Genomic DNA, 14720 nt, shown 5'->3' with positions numbered 1-14720 from the left:
GTGCACACGAGTATTGAGCATAGTCGAGATTGGTGCAGATCACTTCTGATATTGAACTGTCAGGAGCTGGCTGCACAACAGCCATTACGCCCAATCAACTGGTGCAGTCGTCTTCTGAAAATGACACATGGCATCTGACATCAAGTTAGGGTATGCCTCAATCTGACGGCTGCGAACCGCCAGGGACAGGCGCAATGTCAGATTCTGTCGCGGCCTTGGCGCGTGCCTGGAAGCGTTCATAGCAATCCAGCCCGCAGAAATGTTCGACGTATTCCGCGCCTTCCGGGGTGAAGGCGGCATCGAGCGGAATTTCTTTGCAGCATACGCAGCAGGTGGTGCAACTGGCAGTGTTCGGGGCGTTTGCGTTCATGGTGGTACTCCTCCAGATTGGTAGCGAAGCTCAAAGCTGCCCACTCTCGGCTGGCTGGGAAGCGGTCATGATCTTCCCTTGAAGGCCCGCAGCAGCCGCGTCACAGACAGGACAAACAAGCCGGTCAGCGTGAGGGCTGCAATACCCCAGTGCTCCCCGATGAACGCGCCGGCCGTCGTGCCGGCTAGCACAATGGCGAGAATCGGCAAATGGCAGGGACAGGTGAGCACGGCCAGCGCGCCCCACAAGTAGCCGGTGATCGGTTTGTGCGTCTCAGACGGCAAGTGCTCTGGGCTGTTCATGGCAGACTCTCCGCGTGCTGTGCCGGTTCGGTTGGCATGGCGGCCAGTTGCATTTCGAGGCTGGCCAGGGCCTCGCGCCGACGCTCGACGAGTTGCCGCAACACGGCAAGCTGCGCAGACGCACCGTCACCGTCCGCAGCATCCAGCGCCCGGCACAGCCGCGCCAGTGCGTCCAGGCCGATACCCGCTTCGAAGGCAGCCCGTACAAAGCGCAGCCGTTGCAACGCGGTGTCATCGAACAAGCCGTAGCCGCCCGTGGTGTACGCGACCGGCCGTAGCAATCCGCGCAGCAGGTAGTCGCGCACGATATGCACGCTCACCCCGGCATCAAGGGCCAGCCGGGACACTGTGTAGGCGCTCATTGAACACCTCCTTTTCCTCATCCGGCGCAGCACGAAAGCTGCTTCACGTCCTTGCTGAAGGTCTGCGCCGCGAGCTTCAGCCCTTCGACCATGGTCAGGTAGGGGAACAATTGGTCGGCCAGTTCCTGCACGGTCATACGGTTGCGAATGGCGAGCACCGCCGTCTGGATCAGTTCACCCGCTTCCGGGGCCACCGCTTGCACGCCGATGAGCCGTCCGCTACCTTCCTCGATGACCAGCTTGATGAAGCCGCGTGTGTCGAAGTTGGCAAGCGCACGCGGCACGTTATCCAGTGTTAGCAGGCGACTGTCGGTCTCGATCCCGTCGTGATGTGCTTCCGCCTCGCTGTAGCCCACGGTGGCGACCTGCGGGTCGGTGAACACCACGGCCGGCATTGCGGTCAGGTCCAGGGCCGCATCGCCGCCAGTCATGTTGATCGCCGCACGAGTGCCGGCCGCTGCCGCCACATAGACGAACTGCGGCTGGTCGGTGCAGTCGCCGGCCGCGTAGATGTTCGGGCTACTGGTGCGCATGCCCTTGTCGATGACGATGGCCCCCTGCGCATTGACGGCTACCCCCGCCGCTTCCAATGCCAGGCTGCGCGTGTTCGGTGTCCGGCCGGTGGCGACCAGCAGCTTGTCGGCGCGCAATTCACCGTGCGTGGTGGTCAGCACGAATTCACCGTCCATATGGGCGACCTGGCTGGCTTGCGTGTGCTCCAGCACCTCGATGCCCTCGGCACGGAAAGCGGCTGTCACCGCCTCGCCGATGGCCGGGTCTTCACGGAAGAACAAGGTATTGCGCGCCAGGGCCGTGACCTTGCTGCCCAGCCGGGCAAAGGCTTGCGCCAGCTCCAGCGCCACCACCGACGAGCCGATTACGGCAAGGCGTTCGGGAATGGTGTCGCTCGCCAGGGCCTCGGTGGAAGTCCAGTAGGGTGACTCTTTCAAGCCCGGAATCGGCGGGACCGCCGGGCTGGCACCCGTGGCGACCAGGCAGCGGTCGAACATCACGACGCGCTCGCCACCCTCGTTCAAACTAACGATAAGGCTCTGGTCGTCCTTGAAACGCGCTTCACCGTGCAGAACGGTGATGGCTGAATTGCCGTCCAGGATGCCTTCGTACTTGGCATGACGGAGTTCTTCGACACGGGCCTGCTGCTGGGCCAGCAGCCGCTCGCGCAAGATCGTCGGCGGTGTGGGTGGCATGCCGCCGTCGAATGGGCTTTCCCGGCGCAGATGGGCGATGTGGGCGGCGCGGATCATGATCTTGGACGGCACACAACCGACGTTGACGCAGGTGCCGCCGATGGTGCCGCGCTCAATCAGCGTGACCTGCGCGCCTTGCTCGACGGCCTTCAGTGCTGCCGCCATCGCGGCTCCACCGCTACCAATGACGACGACCTGCAACGGGCGTTCGTTGCCACTGGGCTTATCAGCGGCCCCTATCCAGCCGCGCATCTTGTCGAGCAGGCCGGCGCGGTTGTCCGTCGGTGGCGCATCGGCAAGCGTTGCCTCGTAGCCCAGTCCGGCCACGGCGGTAGTCAGCGCATCCGATGACGTGCCCGCCTCAATGGCGAGTTGCGCTGTGCCCTTCGGATAGGACACCAGCGCCGATTGCACGCCGGGCACTTTCTCCAAGGCTTCCTTGACGTGAGCCGCGCACGAGTCGCAGGTCATCCCGGTGATTTTCAGGGTGGTCATGTATTTTTCCTTTTCTGTGGTGGCTACGGCTGTTGCCGTCAGCCACGTTGTTCTGGCAATTCACAGCTGTCCGGCCCGCAGCGGCGATGTGCTGGCGAGATGAAATCCCAGACCGACACCCCAACCATCAAGGCCAGGCCGACATAGAGCAGTCCACCGCTCTGCCAGCCGTAAGCCCGCATTAAAAACACCGCTGCCAGCACCAAGATCGGGCCTATCGTGCCGAGCGCCGTGCGTCGCCACTGTCGATGATTGAGCCAAGCGATAGCATTGGCGAGTAACGCGATGCCGGCGAACATCGGCAGCAGGATGCCAATGAATAGCCCCTCGTACTGGCTCAAGAAGCCCAGTCCGATGGCCGCGCCAAAGCTGGCGATGGCAGGAAAACAGGCGGCGCAGCCCATCGCGGAAACGACGCTGCCGAGCGCGCCGGTTTTGCCAGCGATGCGCGTGATGAGTCCCATGTGTCGCTCCCGAGTTCGGTTAACGGATCAGCGTTTGAGGCTGGACGGATAGCCCGCGTCCTCGGTCGCCTTGGTCAACTTCTGGACGTTGGTCTTGGCATCGTCGAAGGTGACGACGGCCTGGCGCTTGTCGAAACTTACGTCGGTCTTGCTCACGCCCTCAACCTTGGAAAGCGCGTGCTTGACAGTGATCGGGCAAGAGGCGCAGGTCATGCCAGGCACGGACAGCGTGACGGTCTGGGTGGCGGCCCACACGGGGGCAACAACGGCAGCGAGGGCGAGGGCGGCAAACAGTTTTTTCATGATGAACTCCTGTGATTAATAGAAAAATGGCATGACGTAGGGAAATCCGAGCGAGACCAGGACCAGCGCGGCCACGATCCAGAAAATGAGCTTGTAAGTAGCTCGCACTTGGGGAATCGCGCAGACCTCACCCGGTTTGCAGGCTTGCGCCGGGCGGTAGATGCGCCGCCAGGCGAAAAACAGCGCGACCAGCGCTGCGCCGATGAAGATCGGGCGATAGGGTTCCAGCACCGTCAGGTTGCCGATCCATGCCCCGCTGAACCCCAAGGCGATCAAAACCAGCGGCCCCAGGCAGCAGGCCGACGCAAGAATGGCGGCCAGCCCACCGGCGAAGAGCGCGCCGCGCCCGTTTTGTGGTTCAGACTTTTGTGGTTCAGACTTTTGTGGTTCAGACTTTTGTGGTTCAGACATACGCTTGTCCTTTCAAATTTGGTTTGGATAGCTTAAGCTTACTTCCGTAGTTATGTACGGAGTCAAGCGATATGCAAATTAATTTTGAGAATCTGACCATTGGCGTTTTTGCCAAGGCGGCCGGGGTCAATGTGGAGACCATCCGGTTCTACCAGCGCAAGGGCCTGCTGCCGGAGCCAGACAAGCCCTATGGCAGCATTCGCCGCTATGGCGAGGCGGATGTAACACGAGTGCGGTTCGTGAAATCGGCCCAGCGGCTGGGCTTTAGCCTGGACGAAATCGCCGAGCTACTGCGGCTGGAGGATGGCACCCATTGCGAGGAAGCCAGCGGCCTGGCCGAGCACAAGCTCAAGGATGTGCGCGAGAAGATGGCCGACTTGGCACGCATGGAGGCCGTGCTGTCTGAACTGGTGTGCGCCTGCCATGCGCGGAAAGGGAACGTTTCCTGCCCGCTGATTGCGTCACTGCAAGACGGAACGAAGCTCGCTGCATCGGCGCGGGGGAGTCACGGGGTGACTACGCCTTAGCGTGCTTTATTTTCCGAATTCTGAGACGACCCCTTGCTGAAAAGCTCGCGCCCATCAGGGTTGGCACAGGCGATCATGGAAGTGGGGCGCGTCAACAAGACGCTGTACCTTCTAAATTATATTGATGATGAAGATTATCGTCGGCGGATCCTGACGCAGCTAAACCGGGGAGAAGGCCGCCATGCTGTGGCGAGGGCGATCTGCTACGGGCAGCGCGGTGAGATCAGAAAGCGCTATCGTGAAGGTCAGGAAGATCAACTGGGTGCACTGGGCCTCGTCACTAACGCAGTGGTACTGTGGAACACACTTTATATGCAGGAAGCCCTGAGCTGGATGCGCAGGAATGGAGAAGAAACCGGGGGTGAAGATATCGTCCGGTTATCCCCACTGATGCACGGGCATATCAATATGCTGGGGCATTATACGTTCACGCTACCGGAGGATATTTTGAAGGGGGAACTGAGAGAATTAAATTTTAATTTAAACAATGAATTACCTTCTTAGCGTACGTTTTCGTTCCATTGGCCCTCAAACCCCTTTATGAAGTAAGAGATACAAAACGAGGCGGAAGAGAGTTAATGACTAGTATCAGGTTTGATCGCTGAAGCATATTTATAGTGGATATCCATAGCATGTCTAAATGCCGAAGACTCATTTACTAATCTTTTTTTATCAGAAGTTTCATTCTGTACAGATTTCACACGGCAATTCAGTTCGCCATTTTCATCAATAAACAGACTTTCCAAAAAATCAACAATAAACTGATGTGAGTCTTCATTAAGGCTATTTACAACCTTACCAGTCTCATCAAATCGTGAGTCCCAAACAGGTTCTACATTGTAGGCATCTATAAATTCTTGAGATGCTGTGACACACTGTCCGCCCTGATACTGCTGACTGGAGACATTAACAACGCGATTTACGTTGCCAAATGCTTTCTCTCTGGCCTGTACCTCAGTAGCGCCAACTCCGCATAGCTGGATAGTAATACTGTCATTTGTCGAATTAACATGGATAATCGCTTTCAATTCTAAAACCCTCTGTTTTATCTATTTCAGCCATAGACTAAATGCGTTGACTACTAATGATATATTGCGCGAGTTTGATGTTGAGACATACCATGTTGCTTGAAAGTTCCGGCATCATGCGGGATTCACTACGAATTAAATAGGGTTCCAGCCCCCCAGAATATGCCCCAGATGTTACAACGGTCAACTGGGCAATGGGATTATTTAGTTTACCTACTCCTGCCAGGATATCGTCCTCAACCGCAGCGATATAAACTGGGGAGGCAGCGATCACGTAATCATCAGTAGGCCTGGCTTCCATTAACGTCCCTATGGAATTCTCCGATCTTTCCTTCCCGAATGTATTTGTTAATTCCCGCCACCAATGGCGGTGACTGAACGGTAAATTATGAAAGGTGGCTTCATATACGTCGACGAGGTCCCGACTATTCAAAAAACCCAACCCGGCAGAGATCACCCACAACTCCAGGTTTTCCGTCGTCCGTAAAATCTCTTTTGCCGTTGACCAGTGATTCCCAGTATAGAGCGATAGGGCGGGTACCGGTGATGCACTTTGCGACCGTCTTATGGTCGCTGCCCAACTGGCCATAGCCTCTTCAGGTGTCTCTCCGGCCCGGATGCTCAGTTCCGCACGGGAGCCGCACTGGAAGTGCTTACCTTTGGTACAGGACGTTATTAGGTGTGTAATTCGCGACGCCGTCATTTTGTTGCCCTTAGCCCAATGTGTGCAATCACTGTCTATCAGTCGTAACAGCCCCTCATCCGTGATAACGACCAAAGAGGAGGCCCGAACAACTATCCCATTATACATTTAGTCATGCCTTTACTAATAACTAGTTACCACAAAAAAACCTCGCGAGGTGACGGTGTCACGCTTATTGGCCTTTTTTAGCTCACTTTATGTACTATGGGATTTAATTATCGGTAAATCCCATCGTTCAAATAGCACCCCCCATAGTGTAATTGCGGCTAAAACCCTTATTAATCAGTCATGTAGCGCAATGGTTGTGCATTCAGGGGATGCGATCGCCACTTAACGGGTTGCGGGTTGTTGGTCACCCGACATCTGTGTGCTAATCTTTTTCATCATTAGTCACTAGTAAAGGCTTCACTATATATGACGCTACGAGAATTTTTTTAACGAGAGAGGTGGATAGGCCAGTGAAAATCTCTCAGCCAAAACAGTGGGAAAAGGATCGTGAAATGAGCATGAATTCGCAGCCGGAACTGAAGTTGAGTACCCGTACCGAACAACTCGCCAGTAGTCGTGATGCCGCTATGCAAAAATTTCTGGACGGCATGACGCTGATTGCCGAAGCCTCAGCAATTTGCGGGTTTTCACTGTTTAACAGCAAAATTATGGCCCCTAATGCTTTTGGCCTTCCTGCGTCCCTGGCCGCAAGCATCGAGGAAGGGCGACAGCAAATAGACCGTAAGACATGGAACAATCTTTTTGAAGAAACGGGTATTGACCGATTCTGGAATCACAACCAGCGGGCAGAGTTCCGTGAGTCTCTCCGGAACGCTCCGCCAATTGCGTCGTTAACCGTAATCCGCAGTACATTGCGCCAGGCAGTTGCCATGCGCAGCATTACACTTGCTGAAGGGTTTGTTGATCTGCTATGCCAGCTTGATCGCCGGTATAAAACTAATGCCCAGCAATTTGTGATGCCAAAAAAACTGGTACTACGCGGCATTTTTCCCGACTCGAACATGATGAGATATAATGGCTTTTCTCAGGATAATCTCTTCTATTTAAACGACTTTGAGAATATCGTTTGCATCTGCTCCAATGCAGCAACACCGCCTGTCGGCAGTGGAATGAACATGTACGATCGGCTTGCTGTCTTACGGAAAACCGATTTTACGGGTGACATTACCGACCCGAAGGGCTGGAAGTGCCGATTGTTCGAAAATGGTAACGTCCATATCTCAGTTGAGTGTGAAAGCCTGCATAACGCACTGAATGACCTGATTAGCATTTATTTTGCCAACCAGATCCCGGCCAAAGGATAAGAATGATGACTGACAATGTAAATTTGATGAACGGGGATGAACAGACAGCGTCCAGTTTAAGTGAAGATACTCCAAAAACGCCCCCTCTAAGCCCCGAGTTACTGAAGAATTCCCCTTACTCGTCAATAGCTAAGGTTAAATATTTCACCGAGATTGAACAAATCTGCCTCGATAAGAGCATCAGCACCGAAAACCTCGACCAGTTTTTCAAAGCCCACTGGCTGCGGGATAAAATGGGGGGGTCTTTTGCCCGGGCTCAGGAGATGCTGGCGGCCTACAAGCAATACGTGGACGAGGTGCCCGAAGAAGCACGCGCGATTGAAATCCCTGACCAGATTAAAGATGCATTCAGTGATTTTACTGCGTTTATCACCTGGTACTTCCGCTTAAGCTATACGGCTATCCAGAGTGATAGCGTGAAAATTGCGAAGGCAGAAATTACTCAGTTACGGCACCGGAATGCTGAAATTCTGGAAGAACTGTCACAGTCGAAAGAACAGGCTACAGTCCTGAATAACGAAAAAGTTAACCTGATTAACCTGCTGGAGCAGCAGCGTGAACTCTCCAGTAAATTAGAAGATTCACTTCAGGAAGCAGAAGAAACTCTGGCAGGAACTCAAAGTGAATTACAGCATGCCCAAAACGAGATCCAGCTTTTACAGCAGACAGTAGGGACACTGAACCAGCAACTGAGTGAGCGCAAACAGGAACTGGCCTCGCAGCAGGAGTATCAGAAGCAGCTTAATGATGAAAATAAAGCGCAGCAGGTAGAGCTGACCGCCCTCAACAGCCAGAATGAAAACTTACAACGGACCGTGTCTGATTTAAAGTCCAGTGTCAGTCAGCTTGAACAGGACCTTTCTTCATCACAATCCCATGCCTCTGAATTGAGCTCATCTTTAGCCGAAAAGGACACGGCCCTGACGCTCGTCCGGTCGGAGCTCTCAACAGCTAAAGGGACGAATGAACAACTACGAGCTGAAGCACAACGCTTAGCTGATGAGAACCTGGTGTCCAAAAAGGTCCAAACAGATCTGACAGAAGAGCTTCAGCAGCTCAGGAATCAGATGATGTCCATGGAAGCGACACTCAATGCGGAAAAGACCATTGCAGAGTCTTTACGAGGAACAATCAAGCAGCTTACCGAAGCTATGACCGGCGTAGTTGCTATCAAACCTAAATCCCCAGGGGCATCAAAACCGCGAAACAAAAAGACGACATAACTGCTCCCGCCAGGAATTTGCTATAAACTTAAATTCCTGGCGCCCGTAGGCTCTTTATCCCGTCCGGAGGAGTTTACGTCCTTCCGATAGCATTTGGCTGATTTTCCCCGAGTCACTGATCTCAAGAGCATCAACCAGGCTAGTGATCCCGCCAACAGCTTGCTGCTGCGAAATAGCTCCCAGCTTATAGTCATCGAGTACTGCCGCCAAAAACGCTTTCAGTTTAACCTGTTCACTCATCGAAAGTATGTACGCCATTTTTAACCCCATTTTAAGGTTGTGATTCGGGTGAATTGTATTTTTTAGCTTCAGGGAAATGAGGGAGATCCTGGGATTCCGTCTTCTCCGTAGCATCCCAGTGCCACCATCCATAGGCCCCATATTCCTGGTTGTAATACGCCTTCTTAAGTTCCTTTCGCGCAAGATAGGCTGGTGTCGACATTCCGAAAACCTCCATCGGGAACGGCTTATCACTCCGGGTATCAAGTAAATAAAAATCGGGGAATACATCGCTCGCACTTGCGTCATACCGCATAGGCTTAACATAGTGCCGGTGTTCGGCATCCAGTTTACGGGATACAATCGCTTCGTATGAGGAGTCCAGAGGTATCCAGTTATCACTCACCAGCATAAGCACTATCTGATGAGCTCGTGCAGAGAGACCTCTAGTGGTCACAGATACGGGAGAGGTAAGTGCAAAAACAACAACTTTGCCACCATTTTTCCAGGCTGCATATTCCAGTGGGAATCGCCGCTTCACGCTATCCCAGTGCCCGTCTGAGTTAAAGAAGGTAAGGGGCATACCGCCGAAGTTACGCATAGGAAGAAACTTCAGTGGCTTCTCATGCTTTTCTGCGTCATAGCGCGGCAGTACTGATAGCAGCAGCAGTCGCTTGTCGCTCAGTTCTGCGGACGACAACAGCTTAACCTGCTCACTGGCCACTTTGCTTTTAGAGTCCGCCACCCCGATAAAGAGATGGTCGCCAATACACGCTCTACCTGATTTGACCTGCTTTGCGGCGTCCAACATCCGGTAGCGAACCAGCGAATCATTTCGCTTCCCGGCCATATTCGGATACCAGACATTAAGACCGGCTTCAGTCCACAACAGACTCAGAAGTCCGGACAGGGTCATTGAAGCCTGTCCACCTTCAGGTCGCTGGTTTTGGGGCGGGGTAGGAACCTCTGACTTTTCCGGCGGATCTTTCTCCGTCATGCCTATTCCGAGGCGTATTGACATGGTCCCCTCATTGTTGATGCGTACAACATTGCTGGCATAACCCTTTAACCCCGTATGCCTGGCATCAAGGTCGAAAAACACGCACGATGGATCATGCTCAGTGCCGGTATTTGCAGCCTTAATCAATATGAAGGTATCACTGTTTGGTAGCGACCGGACGTACAGACGCTTTGCGCCTTTGCCCCGGCATCCGCAGGTGATCACAGATTTCTGCCCGGACGTGTGGTGTGCTTTCTTTAGGGCCGACTGCCATCCCTTTACATACTCGTTCTGCGTCTGAAATTCAGCCGAGTATCGTTTCGTGTTTGGTTCGTCATCGTAAGCAATAAATACTGCAAACTTCTGGCCCATGGGACCTCCTGAAATTTAAAAGACTAATAGCCCAGCCATCTCAATACATCCTGCGCGTTGTACTCTTCCTTCTCACCCAACTCGGAAAAAAACACGTTGATGTCGCTGGCCTCAACGCCATGTTTAGCAAGCTCCTGGAGAGCCCTTTGTTTTGTAATAGTAAGATCTTCAGCTGAATCAAAATACGTCATCAGTACCTCCTGATGAAGGCGATAACTGAAGCAGGCTTACTCTTCCTGCCCAGGTTTTATCTGCGTGAATGTTAATATTTTGTGAATTAAACCATTACGTTACCCTGTTAAATCACACAGAAGAATGACTATGATGCCGCTTCAAACTCTCCCTTGAGCCGAGCCGAAACGGCAGTCTCAATACGGCTCCGAAGCAAACTGGCCACGGCCGCAAATACGTCGACGATGACCGAATTCCCGAACTGGCGATAGGCCTGCGTATCAGAGACTGGAATGCGAAAAGTAACTTTTCCCGGTTGCTCGAACCCCATAAGGCGGGCACATTCTCGCGGGGTTAAACGGCGTGGGCGCCTTGCCAAATTGACAGGATCATTAAAGTGCTTTTCGCCTATGCTAAAATCCCATCCCCGGTCTAATAAAATTTCAGATCCATCCCGATAATAGCGTGCGCTGAGTGTTCTGCAAACCACTGTTTCTATTGATGAATCTACCAAACCATAGCCAAATCCATTGCCTTTTGCCTGGTGCTTTTTAGCGTAGTTATAAAGGTATTCCCAGAGCTTTGGAGAAAGGATGTAACGGCTATCGACCTCAGCGTCCAGCAGCTCCCTAAGGGTTGGCCGTCGTGAAGGATAAAGAGCGGATACACCACTTAGCGAAAAGCCATCATTGAGTTTCAGATCACGGCGGAAACCGACCAGCACGATACGTTCCCGGTGCTGAGGTCTGAAGTTCTTACCGTCAATTATTTTGGGGTCCTTTGCTCCGTGAGCATCGGAGTCGGCAACATCGTAGCCGAGCTCATCAAGCGCATTCATGATGATGCGGAACGTATTGCCTTTATCGTGACTCTTCAGATTTTTTACGTTCTCCAGAACGAAAATGGCAGGCTGTTTGGCTCGGATGATCCGGGCAACATCAAAAAAAAGGGTCCCCTGGGTGTCGCATTCAAAGCCGTGCTTTCGGCCAAGGGAGTTCTTTTTGCTGACACCGGCAATACTGAACGGCTGGCATGGGAAACCTGCGAGCAAAACATCATGGTCTGGGATGGATGCATCGATAGAAGCATAGGCCTGGTCATCCGAAACATCGGGAAGATTACTGAGTGTAATGTCCCGGATATCTGAGTTGAAATGGTGCTCAGTCTCGTCACAGTACCAGTTTGCACTGTAAGTCCGTCGGGAGAACTGATTCCACTCACTGGTGAACACACATTTTCCGCCGATGGCGTCAAAACCACTCCGGAGGCCACCGATCCCAGCAAACAAGTCAATAAATCGGAAAAACTTCTGGTCATAGTCCGCTGGCCGAGAGGGGAGCAACGTTCGAAGATAACGATATCCTTCCTGGGTGATTTGGCATTCATTAACTGCACCTTTAATCTGGCGAATAAGCGTTCCCCTCGACCATTCGCTGCCGGTTGCAGCATTAAGTTGCTCAGCCAAATCCTTCACGTCGTAGATGCTTGCAACCTGCACCAGTAATTTATGGATAGAGGAAGGTGTCTCATCATTAAGCAATGCTGTTATTGCAGGCTCAGTTCTATCGTTGTACATCCTTACTCCGTGAAATGTGATTAATTTAGGTTCTCAGACTACCACGCGGTGAAAATTCAATTTTTTGTTAAAGGCCTTTATTTTCATCTCCTGTATTAAAATTTTTATCCACTCAAATTGCCTCCGTTAACAGAAAATCGCCGAGTTTCTAATTGGTACAATAAGCGCGTCAAATCACACGACTTATTTGTTACTACGAACCATCTAATTCAGGGAGAACGTATGACTCTTTTGAAAAAGTTACTTTTGCCGACATTAATCGTCCTTTTCCCGGTGGCAACTCTTGCTACCCAATCATCATTTGAAGCGAAAGTGGTAAAAATTATCGACGGGGACACAATCACCGCGCTCGATGGTCAGAATACAAACATCAAAATCCGCTTGTACGGTATTGATGCCCCCGAAAGTAAGCAGGCCTTTGGACAAAAGGCTAAACAAGCGTTGAGCTCCGCGATTGCTGCACAGAATATTACGGTAATAGACCACGGACCTGATATTTACGGCAGGATGCTGGGAACCATTTGGCTTGATGGTTATGACATAAACGCCTCAATGGTAGACAGTGGCTATGCATGGGTATACCGGTTTGACGGTAATGCCATCGTCCCAAACTATCTGAAATTCGAAGCTTCAGCGCAGAAAGCAGTTAAAGGCCTCTGGGTAGATCCGAATCCCGTTGCCCCCTGGGAGTGGCGCCAGCAAAACCAGAAACCTCAAAAGACGAAAAGCAGGGGGTGACCGCGATGACAAGACAACATCCTTTATTGAAAATTGCGCTTAATAACGATGGACATCTTTCGTGGCCAATTTTACCCGGACAAACTCAGCGCTGCCCAACGTGTCTGCGAGACGTTATTCCGGGTCCGGATGGGGATTTAGTACATCAAGTGGAGGAGGGCGTTAACCCCTGCACGCCATCTGTAGATGTTGTCATTTCAAAGTCGATCATTGAACTCCTCAGCGCAGGTGAGCGCCTATATGTTAACCCAGTTAAGAACGCGAATAGAACACTGGCCCCATCGTTTATCTTTCTGCACAAAGACCAGCAACTTCGACCATTTATAAATACGGACTATCAACCAGCAGGGGCCACCTGGAGAAGTGATAAAGGGAACAGACTTGGTCTTTTCTATATGGATGAGCGAGCGTCTAAAATTAATAAGGACCAGTTCGATTTTATTGCTGTAATAGACCCATCTACTTTTCAAGCAGAATTTGAGACCTTATGGTCCATGGGCGAATTTGATAACCCCCTTACCGCGTTACAGCACTCACTGGTTTCAGAGAATATGTCATCTGTCTGGGTGAAATGGCCTGTTAAAAACCTGCAATCGAGGAAAGAATCGGTGAAGTCCGATTACTGGTATGACTATTATACACCTCACTACCCAGAGGAGCAGGCAGCTTGCACGGCAACCGTGATTGGAATAGACGGAAATGTATCCGGGGAAACTATTTACATGCTCCAGATCGCCCTAGACCGGTCGACAGTTGAGTACCAGCTTGTAAAATCGCTAGGGGTCATATTGCTACTGGATAATACGGGAAATTTGGTATCGGAGGCGCAGCCTCACTTTGATATAATCATCAAAGCTTGCATCTCGGGCGTCAGAGACTTTGTACGTCAAAATCCTCGAATGCGGAGTGTGGAGCATCAGATTACCAGTGCAATGCCTGGTTAGTTAAATCATGAAGGATTTCCAATGACATGCAGCCGGTTGAGTTCTGATTCGATTGACGGGTTCACCTTTTTCATTTCGCCTCACGGTCAGGGATGTAGACTGTCTGTCGAACCTGAATACCGCCGCAATGGAACACAAAATTTCGATGGCTGGTTCCCTCGATATTACACTAAGCCACAATACGCTAAAGCAGCATTGACACGGTTTCTTGGGGAACCTGTTAATTGGTTGGATTGTAATGACCATAATTAGGGCTTTCAGACAGTTAGCCAACAAAAAAATCTTTAACTCACCAACAATATTGAGAATTACCAAATGGAAAATCTGGATGTTGTATCAGCGGTAGATTTTTACTTAGAAAAAGCATTTTATTTATTTGGATTCATAATGTTAGGTATGGCATGGCTTACTTTCCGTGCTGGTTCAACTTATCAGCATTTTAAAAATGCTGATAAGTTAGTCAGTGAAGGTAGAGGATCTTTCTCAAGCGGTGAAGAACCTGAAATGATCCGGCGACTTAAGTTCCAAACATTGATCTGGTACATTGCTAATTGTGTGGTGTTAGCACTATCCACTATTGTTTTTGGGTATCTATTTTATCTACTTCACAGTTAATCAAACAAGGAGATATTTTTATGCACGAGAATCAGGCACATCAAATAATTGACGCACTAAGTAAAGATAAGTATATCTACATTGCCCTTATGATTTTAGTCATTCACCTCTTGATGAAGCAAGTGAATAAACATTACGATAAGCTTGTAACTTCAAGGCGTATTTATGATGACCATAAATCTGGCAAAGCACTCGATGAAACACCAGCCGAAACCTTGACCATGATGAAAAAAAGCTTTATTTCCATCGTAGTTAACTTATTTTCAATTATTAGCGTCACGGTACTGGCTGCATGTTTTTTCATCTATTTTTAGTTCAGTAATGGTACAGATAGTTCCGCTGGTACCTATGGCGGTCTATCTGTATGAGTTTAAAA

The 14720-nt window shown here is 51.2% G+C and carries 20 protein-coding genes and 2 pseudogenes; 8 read left to right on the top strand and 14 right to left on the bottom strand.

Annotation, left to right across the window (positions count from 1 at the left end):
* Window positions 1-59: 59 nt before the first annotated feature.
* The 8 genes and pseudogenes from C3406_RS26335 to merT all read right to left on the bottom strand — a co-directional run.
* Window positions 60-125, bottom strand: a pseudogene (locus C3406_RS26335) (EAL domain-containing protein); the annotation flags it as partial.
* Between the two features lie 32 nt (window positions 126-157).
* Entirely contained in the window at window positions 158-370 is a 213-nt protein-coding gene (locus C3406_RS23695) for a DUF3330 domain-containing protein (RefSeq protein WP_000993245.1), read from the bottom strand.
* A 65-nt stretch (window positions 371-435) separates the two neighbouring features.
* On the bottom strand, window positions 436-672 hold the full coding sequence (gene merE, locus C3406_RS23685; protein WP_001087807.1) for a broad-spectrum mercury transporter MerE: 237 nt from the start codon (window positions 670-672) through the stop codon (window positions 436-438).
* On the bottom strand, window positions 669-1034 hold the full coding sequence (gene merD, locus C3406_RS23680) for a mercury resistance co-regulator MerD (protein ID WP_001277466.1): 366 nt from the start codon (window positions 1032-1034) through the stop codon (window positions 669-671). Before merD ends, merE begins: the two co-directional genes overlap by 4 nt.
* Before the next feature lie 17 nt (window positions 1035-1051).
* Entirely contained in the window at window positions 1052-2737 is a 1686-nt protein-coding gene (gene merA / locus C3406_RS23675) for a mercury(II) reductase (RefSeq protein WP_000209296.1), read from the bottom strand.
* A gap of 38 nt (window positions 2738-2775) precedes the next feature.
* On the bottom strand, window positions 2776-3201 hold the full coding sequence (gene merC, locus C3406_RS23670) for an organomercurial transporter MerC (RefSeq protein ID WP_000522996.1): 426 nt from the start codon (window positions 3199-3201) through the stop codon (window positions 2776-2778).
* Between the two features lie 27 nt (window positions 3202-3228).
* Window positions 3229-3504 (bottom strand): mercury resistance system periplasmic binding protein MerP, encoded by a 276-nt coding sequence (gene merP / locus C3406_RS23665; protein WP_000732275.1) that lies wholly within the window; start codon window positions 3502-3504, stop codon window positions 3229-3231.
* Between the two features lie 15 nt (window positions 3505-3519).
* Complete coding sequence (gene merT, locus C3406_RS23660) at window positions 3520-3915, bottom strand: mercuric ion transporter MerT (protein WP_001294653.1); 396 nt, start codon at window positions 3913-3915, stop codon at window positions 3520-3522.
* A gap of 71 nt (window positions 3916-3986) precedes the next feature.
* Here merT and merR point away from each other — a divergent pair, with 71 nt between their 5' ends.
* Together merR and C3406_RS23650 are read left to right on the top strand one after the other, a co-directional pair.
* Window positions 3987-4442: an Hg(II)-responsive transcriptional regulator gene (merR, locus tag C3406_RS23655; protein WP_001166628.1), complete on the top strand. Its 456-nt coding sequence runs from the start codon at window positions 3987-3989 to the stop codon at window positions 4440-4442.
* 33 nt (window positions 4443-4475) lie between these two features.
* Window positions 4476-4946 (top strand): annotated as a pseudogene (locus tag C3406_RS23650) (Tn3 family transposase); the annotation flags it as partial.
* Window positions 4947-5017: 71 nt separating this feature from the next.
* On the opposite strand, the gene C3406_RS26105 reads toward C3406_RS23650, so the two are convergent.
* Both C3406_RS26105 and C3406_RS23645 read right to left on the bottom strand, forming a co-directional pair.
* On the bottom strand, window positions 5018-5470 hold the full coding sequence (locus C3406_RS26105; protein ID WP_040115233.1) for a hypothetical protein: 453 nt from the start codon (window positions 5468-5470) through the stop codon (window positions 5018-5020).
* Between the two features lie 37 nt (window positions 5471-5507).
* On the bottom strand, window positions 5508-6173 hold the full coding sequence (locus C3406_RS23645; RefSeq protein WP_040113341.1) for a DUF6884 domain-containing protein: 666 nt from the start codon (window positions 6171-6173) through the stop codon (window positions 5508-5510).
* A 458-nt stretch (window positions 6174-6631) separates the two neighbouring features.
* Here C3406_RS23645 and C3406_RS23640 point away from each other — a divergent pair, with 458 nt between their 5' ends.
* The gene (locus C3406_RS23640; RefSeq protein WP_223866326.1) at window positions 6632-7486 is read left to right on the top strand and encodes a DUF4942 domain-containing protein; all 855 of its coding nucleotides are present in this window, start codon (window positions 6632-6634) and stop codon (window positions 7484-7486) included.
* A gap of 2 nt (window positions 7487-7488) precedes the next feature.
* Entirely contained in the window at window positions 7489-8709 is a 1221-nt protein-coding gene (locus C3406_RS23635; RefSeq protein WP_032610436.1) for a coiled-coil domain-containing protein, read from the top strand.
* A 54-nt stretch (window positions 8710-8763) separates the two neighbouring features.
* On the opposite strand, the gene C3406_RS23630 is transcribed toward C3406_RS23635, so the two are convergent.
* From C3406_RS23630 to C3406_RS23615, 4 genes are all read right to left on the bottom strand, one after another.
* Window positions 8764-8967 carry a hypothetical protein gene (locus tag C3406_RS23630; protein ID WP_024191726.1) on the bottom strand — a complete coding sequence of 68 codons (204 nt, stop codon included), beginning with the start codon at window positions 8965-8967 and terminating at the stop codon, window positions 8764-8766.
* 13 nt (window positions 8968-8980) lie between these two features.
* The gene (locus tag C3406_RS23625) at window positions 8981-10300 is read right to left on the bottom strand and encodes a DUF1173 family protein (protein WP_040113328.1); all 1320 of its coding nucleotides are present in this window, start codon (window positions 10298-10300) and stop codon (window positions 8981-8983) included.
* A gap of 23 nt (window positions 10301-10323) precedes the next feature.
* Complete coding sequence (locus C3406_RS23620; RefSeq protein WP_016246550.1) at window positions 10324-10491, bottom strand: hypothetical protein; 168 nt, start codon at window positions 10489-10491, stop codon at window positions 10324-10326.
* 128 nt (window positions 10492-10619) lie between these two features.
* Window positions 10620-12047: a DNA cytosine methyltransferase gene (locus C3406_RS23615; RefSeq protein WP_015062959.1), complete on the bottom strand. Its 1428-nt coding sequence runs from the start codon at window positions 12045-12047 to the stop codon at window positions 10620-10622.
* A gap of 222 nt (window positions 12048-12269) precedes the next feature.
* Here C3406_RS23615 and C3406_RS23610 point away from each other — a divergent pair, with 222 nt between their 5' ends.
* The 4 genes from C3406_RS23610 to C3406_RS23590 all read left to right on the top strand — a co-directional run bounded on the left by C3406_RS23610 (window position 12270) and on the right by C3406_RS23590 (window position 14658).
* Window positions 12270-12785, top strand: a complete 516-nt coding sequence (locus tag C3406_RS23610; protein ID WP_015062960.1) for a thermonuclease family protein — start codon at window positions 12270-12272, stop codon at window positions 12783-12785.
* Between the two features lie 5 nt (window positions 12786-12790).
* Window positions 12791-13729 (top strand): hypothetical protein, encoded by a 939-nt coding sequence (locus tag C3406_RS23605; protein ID WP_015062961.1) that lies wholly within the window; start codon window positions 12791-12793, stop codon window positions 13727-13729.
* Between the two features lie 315 nt (window positions 13730-14044).
* Window positions 14045-14344, top strand: a complete 300-nt coding sequence (locus C3406_RS23595) for a hypothetical protein (RefSeq protein ID WP_016246547.1) — start codon at window positions 14045-14047, stop codon at window positions 14342-14344.
* A gap of 20 nt (window positions 14345-14364) precedes the next feature.
* Window positions 14365-14658, top strand: a complete 294-nt coding sequence (locus C3406_RS23590) for a hypothetical protein (protein ID WP_103825304.1) — start codon at window positions 14365-14367, stop codon at window positions 14656-14658.
* Window positions 14659-14720: the final 62 nt, after the last annotated feature.

The organism is Leclercia sp. LSNIH8, assembly GCF_002920195.1.
In the GTDB taxonomy this organism is placed as follows: Bacteria; Pseudomonadota; Gammaproteobacteria; order Enterobacterales; family Enterobacteriaceae; genus Enterobacter.
This window is presented reverse-complemented; position numbering and strand designations above follow the sequence as displayed.

What these genes read in the sequence shown, in the direction of transcription:
- C3406_RS23605 (WP_015062961.1), top strand. Translation starts at nt 12,791, where the DNA reads ATGACAAGACAACATCCTTTATTGAAAATTGCGCTTAATAACGATGGA.
- merD (WP_001277466.1), bottom strand. Translation starts at nt 1,034, where the DNA reads ATGAGCGCCTACACAGTGTCCCGGCTGGCCCTTGATGCCGGGGTGAGC.
- C3406_RS23615 (WP_015062959.1), bottom strand. Translation starts at nt 12,047, where the DNA reads ATGTACAACGATAGAACTGAGCCTGCAATAACAGCATTGCTTAATGAT.
- merT (WP_001294653.1), bottom strand. Translation starts at nt 3,915, where the DNA reads ATGTCTGAACCACAAAAGTCTGAACCACAAAAGTCTGAACCACAAAAG.
- C3406_RS23635 (WP_032610436.1), top strand. Translation starts at nt 7,489, where the DNA reads ATGATGACTGACAATGTAAATTTGATGAACGGGGATGAACAGACAGCG.
- merR (WP_001166628.1), top strand. Translation starts at nt 3,987, where the DNA reads ATGCAAATTAATTTTGAGAATCTGACCATTGGCGTTTTTGCCAAGGCG.
- C3406_RS23610 (WP_015062960.1), top strand. Translation starts at nt 12,270, where the DNA reads ATGACTCTTTTGAAAAAGTTACTTTTGCCGACATTAATCGTCCTTTTC.
- C3406_RS23595 (WP_016246547.1), top strand. Translation starts at nt 14,045, where the DNA reads ATGGAAAATCTGGATGTTGTATCAGCGGTAGATTTTTACTTAGAAAAA.
- C3406_RS23625 (WP_040113328.1), bottom strand. Translation starts at nt 10,300, where the DNA reads ATGGGCCAGAAGTTTGCAGTATTTATTGCTTACGATGACGAACCAAAC.
- merA (WP_000209296.1), bottom strand. Translation starts at nt 2,737, where the DNA reads ATGACCACCCTGAAAATCACCGGGATGACCTGCGACTCGTGCGCGGCT.
- C3406_RS23620 (WP_016246550.1), bottom strand. Translation starts at nt 10,491, where the DNA reads ATGACGTATTTTGATTCAGCTGAAGATCTTACTATTACAAAACAAAGG.
- merE (WP_001087807.1), bottom strand. Translation starts at nt 672, where the DNA reads ATGAACAGCCCAGAGCACTTGCCGTCTGAGACGCACAAACCGATCACC.
- merC (WP_000522996.1), bottom strand. Translation starts at nt 3,201, where the DNA reads ATGGGACTCATCACGCGCATCGCTGGCAAAACCGGCGCGCTCGGCAGC.
- C3406_RS23630 (WP_024191726.1), bottom strand. Translation starts at nt 8,967, where the DNA reads ATGGCGTACATACTTTCGATGAGTGAACAGGTTAAACTGAAAGCGTTT.
- C3406_RS23695 (WP_000993245.1), bottom strand. Translation starts at nt 370, where the DNA reads ATGAACGCAAACGCCCCGAACACTGCCAGTTGCACCACCTGCTGCGTA.
- C3406_RS23590 (WP_103825304.1), top strand. Translation starts at nt 14,365, where the DNA reads ATGCACGAGAATCAGGCACATCAAATAATTGACGCACTAAGTAAAGAT.
- merP (WP_000732275.1), bottom strand. Translation starts at nt 3,504, where the DNA reads ATGAAAAAACTGTTTGCCGCCCTCGCCCTCGCTGCCGTTGTTGCCCCC.
- C3406_RS23645 (WP_040113341.1), bottom strand. Translation starts at nt 6,173, where the DNA reads ATGACGGCGTCGCGAATTACACACCTAATAACGTCCTGTACCAAAGGT.